The sequence below is a fragment of the Halalkalibaculum sp. DA3122 genome, from assembly GCF_043951865.1.
Classification (GTDB): domain Bacteria; phylum Bacteroidota; class Rhodothermia; order Balneolales; family Balneolaceae; genus JAMQKA01.
Genome location: NZ_JBINJF010000023.1, coordinates 52,811 through 67,107 on the forward strand (window position 1 = coordinate 52,811; position 14,297 = coordinate 67,107).

Sequence of the window (14,297 nt, forward strand, 5' to 3'; positions counted from 1 at the left end):
GCCATGAAATATTTTATCATAACATTAAACTCGTTGTTGTTGCTGACGCTGGTTTCATGCAGTGATGATTACCTTGTCAAAACAGATCCGACCAGTCTTGTGGAGGATGAGTTCTATCAAACCGAGGAGCAGATGGCGCAGGCTGTCAATGGGGTTTACTCCCAGCTGCAGGATATCATACATGATCAATGGCAGTACAATGAGTTCATTACGGATAACACGACCCTCCATTTTAATGTTGCAAACCGCGGACAGGGTCCGGCACTGGAGGCGATTGAATACTGGCAGATAAACCAGTCGACGCCCAATATTACAAACTTGTACAACAGCTACTACCAGGCGCTGGTGAATATCAATACCGCGCTTTCCAAGCTGGAAGGGGCGACCTTCGATGAGACAGCGATTCAGCAGTTTGAGGGAGAGCTGAAATTTCTGAGGGCCTACTACTACTTCAATTTGGTTCAGTATTTCGGTGATGTGATTATTATGACCGAACCACTCGACACGCCGGAAGAAGCATGGTCATATGCCCGGCAGCCTGTTGAAGAGGTCTATGATCTAATCGAAAGTGATCTCAATGCCGCCGTTTCTGGTGCGCCGGACTATGGAGAAGCCGCGGCCGGACGGGTGACCAAGGGAGCGGCCCTGAGTTTATTGGGAAAAGTCTACCTTACCAGAAAACAGTATGGACAGGCAATTAGTACACTTGAGCAGGTTCTTCCCATGGGATACTCACTGTTAGCCTCTTACGAAGACGTTTTTGATCCGGCAAACAAGAATCATGAGGAGTCAATCTTTGCAGTTCAGTTCCAGGGCGGAAATGACCTGGGGGAACACAGCAGTTTTATCTACACGTTTGCCCCCCGGGAATCCGAGGGAGCCGTGATCGATTTTCCGGGTGAAAATGGAGGGGGATGGAATACTCCCACGTTAGACATTATCAACTCTTATGAAGATGGTGACCTTCGCAAAGAGGTATCCCTGAATGAGGGATACACAAATAATGAGGGCGACTGGGTGCCGGTTCCGTATATCACGAAGTATCATCACCCTCATTCGATCCGGGGCCGTACAGACGACAACTGGCCCGTGCTGCGGTATGCCGATGTTCTGCTGATGCTCGCCGAAGCGATAAATGAAGAAGAAGGCCCCACTACCGAAGCGCATGGATACCTGAACCAGGTGCGGGAACGGGCAGGACTGGATCCGCTAAACGGCCTGGACCAGGAAACCTTCAGGGATACGGTACTTCACGAACGGCGCATGGAGCTGGCGTTTGAGAATCATCGGTGGTTTGACCTCAAACGAACCCGTACGCCCCAGGAGTTGGCGGACTTTTTAAATGCCCACGGGCAGGAGGAGCGTGATAATCCCACCACCAGCCGGGGAGGCATCCCGTTTACCGAGGGAGACTATGTGTTTGAACCCTATGAAGCGTTATTCCCGATTCCTGCGGATGAAATACTGATTAACGGGGATTTAACCCAAAATCCGGGGTATTGATTTTAATCAACACATTTAGCATCTAGCATAAACAAAAGAGGCGGGCAGGGGATCACCGTTAGATGCTGAATTGTTGAACTTTATTCTGTGAGACCTTTGCAGAGCCTGCTATTTTGTTGGGAGGTGGATGAACCACCGACCTTGTTGACCTTTTAAACGGGAGTACAACTCTCTCAGAACGAGGAATTGAGGGTTTTGCACAGCCCTCTCATATACATAAATAAGAAGCCAAAAGTATTGAGCTAATGTTTTTAGACACCCTTTCAGAATTGTGGATCTGGCAATTGCTGGGTCGGTTGCATCCACTGATTGTTCATTTCCCGATAGGGGCTATTGTAATCGCCTTTTTACTTGAAATGCTTACAATGGGGGGCAAGCGTCCTGACCTGCGTTCAGGCATCCGATGGCTTATCTACATTGGGGCCGGAACCGCTTTGGGTGCCGCCATTGTCGGCCTCATGCTCGCTTATGGCGGCAACTATTCGGAATCAACTATTTTTTATCACCGGTGGGGTGGTATTCTTACCGTGGTGCTGTCCCTTTCTGCATGCTGGTTTCTGTACCGGGCAGAAACACGTGACACCCGGAAGGATCTCAATATCTACCGGGGTGCGCTTGCAGCAACAGTGCTGGTGCTGACAGTAACCGGCCATTTTGGGGCAAATTTGACGCATGGCAGCGACTACCTGACATCGGTCTTGCCCTGGAACTACGAAACCCTCTCGGACGACGAATTTACCGAACTGGTGGAGGAGGTCAACCAACACAGGGAGATGGGGACACTGGCAGAAACCCACAAAACGAAACTTAATGTCGGGGTCCGCCGCATCTTTGCCCAGACATGCTACCGCTGCCACGATTCCAATGAAGCTGAGGGCGGACTCGTCCTCAACAGCGAGGAAGCCGTAATGAAAGGGGGAGATGACGGTCCGATAATTGTACCCGGCGAACCCGGCGAAAGTGAACTGATGCGTCGACTCACACTGCCGGAAGGCCATGACGACGTGATGCCACAGAAAGGAAGCTCATTAAGTGCGAGCCAGATTGAGCTGGTACGTACATGGATAGAAGTGGGCGCTCCCTGGTCTGACGAGGAGGTGGAAACGTTCCGCGAGTCTCCCATGGCGCTGTACAAACCTGAACTTCCGGAGACTGGATCAGATCTCGAAAATCCCATTGACAAGTTTACCGACGCCTATTTCAAGGAGCATAATATCAGCTGGCCGGAACCGGTGGACGACGTTACGTTTATGCGCCGTGCCTATATGGATGTGATCGGCTTGATGCCCAGTCCTGAAGAACTCCAGGCATTTGTCGATGACAGTTCGCCCAATAAAAGGGATCGGTTGGTCGATTCCCTGCTGGGCCGAAAACATGCCTATGCCCAGCACTGGCTGACCTTTTGGAACGATCTGCTGCGCAATGATTACACTGGAACCGGCTTTATCACGGGAGGAAGAGAGCAGATCACAGACTGGCTGTACGACGCACTCTATAATAATATGCCTTACGACCAGATGGTCAGGGAACTGGCGAATCCCAATGAGCGTTCGGATGGTTTTATCAGGGGTATTGAATGGCGCGGTGCGGTTAATGCAAGCCAGACTACGGAGATGCAGGCCGCACAAAATATATCCCAGTCGCTGTTGGGCACCAATCTCAAGTGTGCCTCCTGTCACGACAGTTTTGTAAGCAACCTGACGCTGGATGATGCCTACTCTTTTGCCCAGATTTTTTCCGATTCGGCTATTGCGATCCAGCGGTGCGACGTTCCCACCGGTGATACGGCCAAAGCAAGCTTTGTTTACAGTGAGGAGCTCGGCGATGTCGATTCGGAAGCTTCCCTGGAAAAACGACTGGAGCAGCTGGCGGAGGTTATCGCGGACGAGCAAAACGGGCGCCTGTATCGGACGATTGCCAACCGCTACTGGGAGCTGCTGATGGGAAGAGGCCTGGTTGAACCGGTAGACAATATGGATAACATCCCGTGGAGCCAGGAGCATCTCGACTGGCTTGCCGCTGACCTGATCGACCACAAATATGACCTGAAGTACCTTCTGTCCACTATATTAAAGTCCCGCACCTACCAGCTGCCCTCGGTGGGTATGAGTGAAGAAGAGGCCGGCTCTGAGGATTACGTGTTTGAGGGACCACTCAGAAAGCGGATGACGGCTGAACAATTTGCCGATGCGGTTTCCCAGGTGGCCGCTCCCTTCTATTTCTCAGTGGCGTATGATCCCTACGAAACGCCTCCTGCCGAGGCCGACTGGATCTGGTTTAATACCACCGAAAACGGGCGGCGAAGCCAGCCGGCCCCGGGCATGTATTATTTCCGACATCAATTTGATCTTCCGGGTAGTCGGAAAGTGGACCAAGCCAACATGCTGGTAACGGTGGATGAATCCTATAAGCTCTATCTGAACGGAACAATGGTCGGTCAGGGAGATGACTGGAGGCGGGTTGAACGCCTGGATGTAACCGAATACCTCAGATCAGGGCGAAATGTACTGGCACTGGAGGGAGAAAATGGAGGTACGATACCCAATCCGGCCGGCATCCTGCTTAATCTGAAAATACAGTTCACCGGCAGTGATGATTCCCTCGTGGTTACCTCCAATGAAAATTGGAAAGCCCTGCAGGATACGCCCGCTGAAGGGTGGGAAACCTTGGATTTTGATGATAGTGAGTGGGGAGCAGTTCGGGCGTTTGGAACCAGTGCCGGCAGTGATCACTGGGGACAGCTGTTGGGCTTTACGCACGATACCAGCCATCAGATGGATTTTGTCCGCGCATCACTGGTCGAAAATAATGATTTTCTTAAGGAGATGGGCCGGCCTACACGGGAGAATGTAATCACCAACCGGCAGACGGAAGCTACGCTGCTTCAGGCGCTGGAGCTGACCAACGGTGAGAAGTTGAATGAAGTGATGGCCCGGGGAGCGGAGCGGCTGATAAACGAATACGGGACCGCTACAAACCGGATGATTGAACACCTTTATCTTACCGCGTATGGTCGCTCCCCAAGTGAAACCGAAGAAAAAATATTAAGTGAGAAGCTCTCATCAGACCCGCGCAGGGAAGCAGTACAGGATCTCTTGTGGGCCTTGGTGATGAATCCCGAATTTCAATTGATTTACTGATCATATGGTATGGCGACATATATTCGTAAATTAGATCTGTTAATACACAGGTAACCCAGGAGGTTAGTTAATACTATGAAAAGACGCGATTTTCTTAAAAATACTTCGGCTGCAGCTCTTGCAGCAATGGGAGCAACGATTCCGGGAACCTCTTTTTTGAGTAGCTGCAAGCGGGCGGGCAACGAAATTGAATCAACTGCGGATACGGTAATATTACTGTGGATGGCGGGCGGTATGGCCCACACGGAGACTTTTGATCCCAAAGCCTACACCCCGTTTGAACCAGGTATTGAAAGTAACAGGGTGCTAAGTACATTCCCCAAATCTCCCACCGCCGTAGACGATCTGTTTTTCTCAGAGGGACTCGAGGAGATAGGATCCGTAATGGACAAGGGGACGGTGATCCGGTCTTACCGGGCGGCCGACCTGGGACACATCCTGCATACACGGCATCAATATCACTGGCACACCTGTTATGAACCGCCTCAAACGATTCAGGTACCGCACATCGGGGCCTGGATTGCCCACGAACGGGGGCCGGTAAACCCGGTGATTCCGCCTTTTATCAGTATCGGCCAGCGGTTCGATGTCGGAGAGGGGGAAGAGCTGAAGGCGTACCATTCTGCCGGCTTCCTGGGAAGTGAGTACGGCCCATTTTTGATTCCGGATCCCTCCAGTGGACTCGAAAGCGTTCGGCCACCGGTGGGGATGAGTATAGAGCGGTTTGAAAAAAGACATCAGTTGTATCGCGATCTGGTTGATCAAAGTGAACTCGGAAAACATGGCAGCGCCTACCAGAAGGAATCGATGGTGCGCGCGATGGAAAAATCCTATGCATTGCTGAAATCGCCTGAATCAGAGGCGTTTAACCTTAAAAAAGAACCGGAAGAAATTTACAGGGAATACAATACCGGCCGCTTTGGACTGGGGTGCCTGCTTGCAAAAAGACTCACGGAGGCTGGCGCTCGATTTATAAGCGTTTCCACAGAATACGTGCCATTCATGGGATGGGATACCCACGAAAACGGGCATACCCGAACCGTGGAGATGAAAAAGAGTATCAATCGGCCCATTGCTCAACTGATCAGGGATCTCGACAGAACAGGTCGCCTGGACCGCACAATGGTTATCCTGGCCAGTGAATTCAGCCGGGATATGATGGTAGAGGGTCGGCCGGGAAAAACGGTCAAGGAACAGGCCAAACAGCCAGAAGTAATGCAAAGTATATCGGAATATGGCATGCACAAGCACTTCACCGATGGATGTTCAATTTTAATGTTCGGCGGTGGAATAAAACAGGGGCACGTCTATGGGAAAACAGCGGATGAACGTCCCTGTTCAACCGTGGAAAACCCTGTAGAAATAAGCAATATTCACCAGACCATATACCAGGCGTTGGGTATTCCCCCTGAAACACATTATACCATTGAAGGCCGCCCCGTGTATACCACTCCGGAAGGTCATGGGGAAGCGATCCCCGAGCTTTTCGCGTAGATCACAACTTTATAACTTAAAAGGGCCCTAAAAAACCATCTCAACGCTAATTATGAATAAAACCCGCAGAGAATTTCTTAAACAGGTGGCGGCGGCCGGAACCGCCTTTGCCGCCCCCGGCATGGCCACAAATTTTGATGTAAACATTAATACCAGTCGATCTTCCCCGGACAATGATGTGATAGGTCATGGTGACTTTCGTTATCGCGTTGAAAAAGACTGGGCAGCCCTGGACCCCGCTCGACATCCCGTTAAAAATTGCCATGAGATGGTTATGGACAAGCGGGGACGTCTGATCATGATTACCGATGAGACTCAGAATAATATTATTATCTTCAACAAGGATGGGAAATACCTGGATAGCTGGGGATCCAAATATCCCGGGGGACACGGGCTGACGCTCTGGAATGCGGGGGGAGAAGAATTTCTTTTTATCACCGATACAAATGCTGAAACAGCCCGGGTAGAAAAGACGACGCTGGATGGACGGGTTCTTCTGACTCTGGAAGATCCCCGGGAAGTGGGTGGTTACGACACGGAGGATGACTATCTGCCGACTGAAACGGCCGTCGGGCCGGACGGTACGATCTATGTAGCCGATGGCTACGGCTCCTACTATGTACTTCGGTTTAGTCCAGACGGCAAATACCTGGATAAGTTCGGGGGGGCAGGCAGTGCAGATGATCAACTTAATGAACCCCACGGTGTGGCCGTTGATACCCGGAGTAACGGAACGCCAACCCTTCTCGTTACCTCGCGGAGGCATAACAGTTTTAAACGGTTTACCCTGGAGGGGGAGTACCTGGAAACCATTTTTCTGCCCGGTGCCTACGTATGTCGACCGGTAATTAATGGAGAAAATGTTTATGCCGGGGTCTGCTGGTCGCGAAAACGCTATCTGAATTTAACTCCTGAATCCGGCTTCATTACCATTTTGGATAAAGATGATAATGTGGTGTCGAACCCGGCCGGCACCCAACCCAGCTATATCAATGGAGAGCTCCAGCTTATGGTCCAGGAAGAATCCATATTCAAGCACTGTCATGATGTCTGTATAGATGAGGATAAAAATATGTATGTCTGCCAGTGGAATGCCGGTCAAACGTATCCGATTAAGCTGCATCGGGTCTGACCGCATGTTTTATCCTTTCTTACCCTGTGCTCGAGAATGTTATTGATGGGTTTAATACGGGAATGAGCGGGGATACAATTTCTCCCCCGGTAACCGGCGTTGGGTACCCGTTTAAATCACATCATCTGCGCGGGCATAGTTCTTCCTCACTTTTCTTGTCAGGGAATCGATCCTTCTTTTTAACTGCTGGTGCTACTCTCGTCCCTCTCACGTATTTATAGTCCCGATAGATATTAAAAGGTTTGAATTTATGTTTTATATTCAGTGCCGGTGATCATATTTCATATTGATGATCTTCCGGGAAGGATTCTGTAAAAATCGATGGTTCTTCCTTTCATTCTTTGCGCTGAATAGTACGGCGTTGGCAATTAGCTGATCGTAAAGTGAGCAGCTATGGTCGTTTTTAACCGTTGTATTTTGCGTAAAACGGGATCGAAGGAACAGCGATTCTTACAGTTCCCCGCAGTATTCAACCGCAAGCTAACGACTGATTTTACACACTATGATTCGAATTCCGGTAACAACGATGCGTGGTACCTTGCTATTTTTCCTGATAAGTGCAGCCCTCATGGGGTGCCAAAATCAAACCAGCTCTTCGCCGCCTGTACCTTGCAATGCCAGTGATTCCAGTACCTTGACAGCACTCACAGATTCCCTGGAAAGCAACCTGGATTGGCCGGACAACTTGGCCATTAACGCATTTTCCGGGCCGGAACTGACCCCAAGTCCGGCCGCACTGGCCGTAGCTCCCACCGGCGAAGTTTTTGTGGGTGTTGACATGCAGGGCTCGCTCGGCAAGGAGATGGACAAAGGGGCGATTGTACGCCTTGTGGATTGTAACCAGGATGGCATCGTGGATGCCCACACAGAGTTCACCAGGGTCAACAATCCACGCGGAATCATTGCGATTGGGGATCAGGTGTTTGTCCTGCACACAACTTTTTCGGAAGAGACCGGGAAAGCCTCGGGGATGGACCTGGTCGTCTTCGAGGACAAAGATCGTGACGGTGTTGCCGACGGTCCCTCCGAACCACTGATTGAAGGGATCAGCAACCCCAACTACCTGCGGAGCCGGGGAACCGATCATGCTACGAACGGAATTCGAATGGGCATTGACGGGTGGATTTATATAGCCGTCGGAGATTTTGGATTCCACGATGCCGTTGATCGCGAAGATACCAAGCTGACGATGCTGGGGGGCGGGATCGTTCGCGTGCGCCCGGACGGAACCGAGATGGAAGTCTATACCCACGGAACGCGCAATAACTACGACGTGGCGATCGATCCCTATATGAATATCTTTACGCGCGGCAACACCAACGACGGCGGGGGCTGGAATGTTCGGTTTCTCGACCATATCCAGAGTGGAGAATACGGCTATCCCACGCTGTTTAAACATTTTACGGAAGAGATCATCCCCGCGTTGAAAGATTTTGGCGGGGGATCAGGTACCGGGGCGTTGTACCTGGATGATGAGCGGTGGCCGGAGGCTTACAACCATAAACCGCTGACCGCGGACTGGGGACGCAGCTACCTATACCTGCATAACATGAACCCCGACAAAGGAAGCTTTACCCAGCAGCAGGAGGAGTTTATTGAACTGCCGCAGATTACCGATCTTGACCTGGATGCTTCCGGCACGATGTATCTTTCCGCCTGGGATGGAGCGGGCTATTCCGGCGATTCAACAAGGGGATTTACCGTTCGGTCGGTCCCAGAGGGATTACAACCCCAGCCGTTTCCATCGCTGGAAAACGCTTCGATCGGGGAACTGGCCGGGTATCTCAAGTCGGAACATGCCAAAGCGCGCCAGTATGCGCAGTATGAACTCCTGCAGCGCACAGACCAGGAGGTGAATAGGGTGGCCTGGGAGACAGCCCGTGACGCGGGGCTCCCCCTGGATGTGCGGGTTGCCGGGATTTTTACCTACGCTCAGGCTGCCGGCACAGGGGGCATTGAAAACCTGGTGGAGCTGACAAGGGATCAGCAGGTGCGGGAGTACGCCCTGCGTGCGCTGGCGGATCGCAAAGAATATGTGGACCAGGTACCGCTTCAGCCATTTCTTTCGGCGCTGGATAGCTCCTCTGATCGCGTTAAAATCGCGGCGATCGTGGGACTGGGACGCCTGGGCCGCGAAGAAGCGGTGGATGCACTCCTTCAGATTGAAGTACCGGACTCGTTTGAGGCCCCGGATATCGGTACGGTTGGCCCTCATGCCACCCCGAATGCGGAGATTATTCCCCCGCATGTAGCCGTCAAATCACTGGTCGAGATCGGCGCTACAGCACCGTTACTGGATGCAGTGTCAAAGGACCGAAGCGAACTGGCACTTTGGGCCCTGCGCTATATTCACGATCCCCATGTACCTGAAAGATTGATTGAAATCTACAACAACAGTAGTAATATCGATTTCAAAAGCAGAATCCTTCATAACCTGGCGCGTGTATACCACAAAGAGGCCGATTACGACGGTTCGTGGTGGTGGAGCACGCGCCCCGATACCCACGGTCCGTATTATAAGGCAGAGGAGTGGCAGGGAACACCGGTAATACGGGATTTCCTCATTACCGAGTATGAAAACGGTACATTTGATGACCGGTTTTTCGCGGACCTGAACAGCAAATACCGGCTGGGTATTCCCGCGTTTGGCGGCACCGACGACACCGGGTCGAAAGTAGAGGAACCGGTCGTAGACCTGGAAGAGATAAAAAGTGAAGAAGGACAAATCGGGAAATCATCCATCGAAGATGTGATGCTGGCCCTGCAGGAGCTCTCCGGTGACTTGGAGAAGGGCGAAAAATTGTTTGTCCGGCAGGGATGCCAGGCATGCCACAGCATCAGCCCGGACGAAGCGATGAAAGGCCCGTATTTGGGTCAGGTCGGCGGAATAATGAATCGACAGCAGATTGCGGAATCGATCCTGAAACCCAACGCCTCTATCTCGCAGGGTTTTGCCACCGTGCAAATCCAAACCAGTGATGAGAACAGCTATGTGGGATTTATCACTGAAGAGACGGCTGAAAAGCTGGTCATCAGGAATATCGCCGGGCAGGCGACGACACTGCAGAAGTCAGATATTGTTTCGCGAGAACAGCTCAAAACTTCCATGATGCCGGCAGGACTGACGAACTCTCTTTCGTATGAAGAGTTTGTGGCCTTGGTGGATTACCTGTCAGCACAAGTAGAGTAAAGGTCGGCAGGAAAAGTCAAAAGTCTGTAAATACAATTTATCGCTCACAGAACGAGGTTAAAAACTTGCACTTGCCTTATAAAAAGGGGAGTATTTCTAAAAATCTTCAGCAAACGCAGGGGTAATTAGTTTTAAATACTTCGCAAGGCAAGACATCTAAACTGGTGCCCAGGGACTCTGGCACCGTGCGGACCAATGGATAGGTGACAAAGTTCCCGAAAAGAGGGGGGGAAAGGGAGTACGTAATCCGTTTTTTGTAGATAAGGGAGGTAACCTGTTGAAGGAGAAAGATGGCAGGATTCAGGCAGGAATTTTAACGCTTTACAAATTGGGATATAATCTTTACGCTGTTTTAGATCGTTCGGGAAAAAACAACTATCGGAATACGACCAATGTAATTTAAGGGATCTTTGCAGAATCTACTATTTTGATGGAAGGTGGTTGTACCATCGACCTTATTGCCCTTTAAACGGGAGTACAACCCCAGAACGTGGAATTGAGAGTTTTGTTCAGGATAAACAAGTCGGTATTGGGCAAAACAGCGGCAGGCAAAGCTCTCTTCAATGGATGGAAAATAGTTATGAATTTAAATAGTTCGTCAATTTGTCTGATAATTATACTTGCATGCCTTGCGGGAGCCTGCACGCCTCTGGAAGAACAGCCCGCCCCCGAACACCCCAATGTGCTGTTCATCATTGCCGACGACTACGGCTACCATGATATGAGCAGTATGGGCAGCGAATTTTATGATACCCCCCACCTGGACCGGCTGGCGGCCCGCAGCATGGTCTTTACCCAGGGGTATACCGCCGGGCGGGTCTGCAGCCCGGCGCGGGCCAGCATCATGTCGGGGAAGACCCCGGCCCGCCACGGGATCACCGACTGGCTCGGCGCCCGGACCGGGACCGACTGGCGCGAGCAGGGTCGCCACAGCAAGCTGCTGCCGCCTGATTACGTGGACCACCTGCCGCACGAGTACCAGGTGCTGCCGGAGGCGATGCGCCAGGAAGGCTATACCACCTTTTTTGCCGGCAAGTGGCACCTGGGCGGGGAAGGCTCCTACCCGGAAGACCACGGGTTTGACTTCAACCAGGGAGGGTTTGAAGCCGGCGGGCCCTACACGGGCGGATATTTTTCCCCGTTTAACAATCCCAAGATGGAAGATCATCCGGAGGAAAAAGGCATGAGCCTGCCGGAGAAGCTGGCCAAAGAGACCAGCCGCTTTATCCGGGAACACCGGGATCGGCCCTTTTTCGCGTTTCTGTCGTTTTACGCGGTGCACGCTCCTATACAGACCACCCGCGCAAACTGGAGCAAGTACCGCGACAAGGCCGATTCGCTGGGTATCGCAGAGAAGGGGTTTGAAATGGGATATTTTCTGCCGATCCGCCAGGTGCAGGACAACCCGGTGTATGCAGGCCTGGTCGAGCATATGGACGATGCAGTGGGGCAGGTGCTGGAAACCCTGCGTTCCGAGGGGCTGGATGATAATACCATTGTAATTTTCACCTCCGACCACGGCGGGGTGGCCGCCGGCGACGACTACGCCACCTCCAACCGTCCTCTGCGGGGCGGGAAAGGCTACCAGTACGAGGGCGGGCTGCGGGTCCCGTATTTTATCAGCGTGCCCTGGATGGACCACGGTGGAACAGAGGAAAGCACGCCGGTGACCGGCACCGATTTTTACCCTACCATCTTGGACCTGGCGGGGGCGGACCTGCGGCCCGAAGAGCACCAGGACGGGGTCAGCCTGCGGCCGCTGCTGGAAGGGGAGCCGATCCCCGAACGGCCGCTGTTCTGGCACTACCCGCACTACGGGAACCAGGGCGGGCGGCCCTCCTCGGTGATCCGCCAGGGCCGCTGGAAGCTGATCCGCTACCACGCCGACAGCAGCCAGGTGCTCTACGACCTGCAGGCCGACCTGCCCGAACAGGCCGATCTGTCCGCCCGGCACCCGGAGGTGGCCGAGCGGCTGGGCAGCCGGCTTACCGAATATCTGCAGGAGACCGGTGCCAAATTTCCCCGGAAAGACCCGCAGTATGATCCACAAAAAGAGGCGGAGTACCTGCAGCAAATCGAGCAGGAACTGCTGCCCCGGCTGGAACGGCAGCGCATGGAGTTCCTGTCCCCGGATTACAACCCCGGCAACAACTGGTGGGGCAGCCAGGTGGAGGAGTAAAAAAATAAGTGATTATGGCCTGTCAAAAATACACGCTCTTGCTGCTTGCCGCTTTTGGATTTCTGTGTGCGACAGGTCCCCCCGCCCGGTCGGAACCCCCGCCCAACGTGTTGTTCATCCTGGTGGATGACCTGGGCTGGCGGGACCTGGGCAGCTATGGCAGCACCTTCTATGAGACCCCCCACCTGGATCGGCTGGCGGCAACCGGAATCCGGTTTACCGATGCCTACGCGGCCCATCCGGTCTGCTCGCCCACGCGGGCGGCGATCATGACCGGCAAAGATCCGACGCGGGTGGGCATTACCGACTGGATACCGGGCATGCCCACAGAGCGAGCCGAAGATCCACAACTGGTTTCGCCTGAAGATATCCACAATCTGCCGCTGGAGGAACTCACCATCGCCGAAGCATTCAGGCAGCAGGGCTACCGGACCTTCTTCGCCGGGAAATGGCACTTGGGGGAGACCCCGGAATACTGGCCGGAGCACCAGGGTTTTGAGATCAACAAGGGCGGGCATGACCGCGGGTCTCCGCCCGGCGGCTACTACGCCCCGTATGAGAACCCGCGCCTGGAAGACGGCCCGGAGGGGGAATACCTGACCGACCGGCTGACCACCGAGGCGATCCGGTTCATGGAGCAAGCTTCGGAGCGAACGGATCCTTTCTTTTTGTTTTTGTCCTTTTACACCGTGCATACGCCCATCCAGGGATGTGCGCGCTACGACGAGCACTATCGTGAAAAAAAGCTAAAACTGCCCGGCGAGGGCAAACCGGCAATGCGCAGGGAAGGGCTGGGCCAGACCCGGCTCACCCAGAGTGACCCCGAATACGCGGCGATGGTCCGGTGTATGGACCAGAACGTGGGCCGGCTGCTGAAGGAGTTGAAACATCAGCAGCTATATGAAAACACGGTCATTGTGTTTACCTCCGACAACGGGGGCTTGACGACCCTGCCTGCCGAGCGCAACATTGCCCCTACGGCGGTAATCCCTCTCAGAGCAGGCAAGGGATGGGCCTACGAGGGCGGGATCCGCGTGCCGCTGATCATCAAAGCGCCAGGTATACAAAAGGGGAAAGTATCGGCACAACCTGTTACAAGTATGGATTTTTATCCAACATTGTTAGAGTTGGCTGGTCTTCCGTCGCAAAATCAGCAGCATGTTGATGGCAAGAGCCTCGTCCCCTACCTGAAGGATCCTGCCAAAGTTGACGACCGCACCCTGGTCTGGCACTACCCGCACTACCACGGGTCCGGCTGGCGACCGGGTTCGGCGATCCGGGCGGGGCGCTGGAAGCTGGTCGAATTCTACGAGGAAACCAGCGTGGAATTATACGATCTCTCCCGGGATCTTAATGAAGAGCACGATCTGGCTGGAAAGTACCCCGACACAGCAGCTGCTCTCCGGGAGCAAATGCATGAGTACATCAAACAGCGGGGAGGGAGATACCCTGTGAGGAGAGGACAGGATTAAGTTGAATTTGGAATATTCCACGGAACCATATACCTGATGAGGAACATGCTTTTCTATGTACTCTTTTTTTATTTTTTAGGCATCCATGATGCCCCGGCGGGGGCCCAGGCTGCGGGTGCCGACAGGCCCAACATACTCTGGATTTCGGTGGAGGATATTTCCCCGCTGATGGGCGTATATGGGGACC

7 protein-coding genes are annotated in these 14,297 nt (G+C 53.1%); all 7 read left to right on the forward strand.

Going from position 1 to position 14,297, the window contains the following annotated elements; genetic code table 11:
• Positions 1-3: 3 nt before the first annotated feature.
• The 7 genes from ACG2F4_RS14190 to ACG2F4_RS14220 all read left to right on the forward strand — a co-directional run bounded on the left by ACG2F4_RS14190 (position 4) and on the right by ACG2F4_RS14220 (position 14,110).
• Positions 4-1,503 (forward strand): RagB/SusD family nutrient uptake outer membrane protein, encoded by a 1,500-nt coding sequence (locus ACG2F4_RS14190; protein ID WP_395261543.1) that lies wholly within the window; start codon positions 4-6, stop codon positions 1,501-1,503.
• Positions 1,504-1,748: 245 nt separating this feature from the next.
• Positions 1,749-4,643: a DUF1549 domain-containing protein gene (locus ACG2F4_RS14195; protein WP_395261544.1), complete on the forward strand. Its 2,895-nt coding sequence runs from the start codon at positions 1,749-1,751 to the stop codon at positions 4,641-4,643.
• Between the two features lie 75 nt (positions 4,644-4,718).
• Positions 4,719-6,137 carry a DUF1501 domain-containing protein gene (locus tag ACG2F4_RS14200; RefSeq protein ID WP_395261545.1) on the forward strand — a complete coding sequence of 473 codons (1,419 nt, stop codon included), beginning with the start codon at positions 4,719-4,721 and terminating at the stop codon, positions 6,135-6,137.
• 52 nt (positions 6,138-6,189) lie between these two features.
• Complete coding sequence (locus tag ACG2F4_RS14205; RefSeq protein WP_395261546.1) at positions 6,190-7,269, forward strand: 6-bladed beta-propeller; 1,080 nt, start codon at positions 6,190-6,192, stop codon at positions 7,267-7,269.
• Between the two features lie 568 nt (positions 7,270-7,837).
• The gene (locus ACG2F4_RS14210) at positions 7,838-10,459 is read left to right on the forward strand and encodes a HEAT repeat domain-containing protein (protein WP_395261549.1); all 2,622 of its coding nucleotides are present in this window, start codon (positions 7,838-7,840) and stop codon (positions 10,457-10,459) included.
• A 580-nt stretch (positions 10,460-11,039) separates the two neighbouring features.
• Positions 11,040-12,638 (forward strand): sulfatase, encoded by a 1,599-nt coding sequence (locus ACG2F4_RS14215; protein WP_395261547.1) that lies wholly within the window; start codon positions 11,040-11,042, stop codon positions 12,636-12,638.
• A gap of 14 nt (positions 12,639-12,652) precedes the next feature.
• Positions 12,653-14,110: a sulfatase gene (locus tag ACG2F4_RS14220; RefSeq protein WP_395261548.1), complete on the forward strand. Its 1,458-nt coding sequence runs from the start codon at positions 12,653-12,655 to the stop codon at positions 14,108-14,110.
• Positions 14,111-14,297: the final 187 nt, after the last annotated feature.

Coding starts and splice junctions, on each gene's coding strand:
- ACG2F4_RS14190 (WP_395261543.1), top strand. CDS start 4: ATGAAATATTTTATCATAACATTAAACTCGTTGTTGTTGCTGACGCTG.
- ACG2F4_RS14195 (WP_395261544.1), top strand. CDS start 1,749: ATGTTTTTAGACACCCTTTCAGAATTGTGGATCTGGCAATTGCTGGGT.
- ACG2F4_RS14200 (WP_395261545.1), top strand. CDS start 4,719: ATGAAAAGACGCGATTTTCTTAAAAATACTTCGGCTGCAGCTCTTGCA.
- ACG2F4_RS14205 (WP_395261546.1), top strand. CDS start 6,190: ATGAATAAAACCCGCAGAGAATTTCTTAAACAGGTGGCGGCGGCCGGA.
- ACG2F4_RS14210 (WP_395261549.1), top strand. CDS start 7,838: ATGGGGTGCCAAAATCAAACCAGCTCTTCGCCGCCTGTACCTTGCAAT.
- ACG2F4_RS14215 (WP_395261547.1), top strand. CDS start 11,040: ATGAATTTAAATAGTTCGTCAATTTGTCTGATAATTATACTTGCATGC.
- ACG2F4_RS14220 (WP_395261548.1), top strand. CDS start 12,653: ATGGCCTGTCAAAAATACACGCTCTTGCTGCTTGCCGCTTTTGGATTT.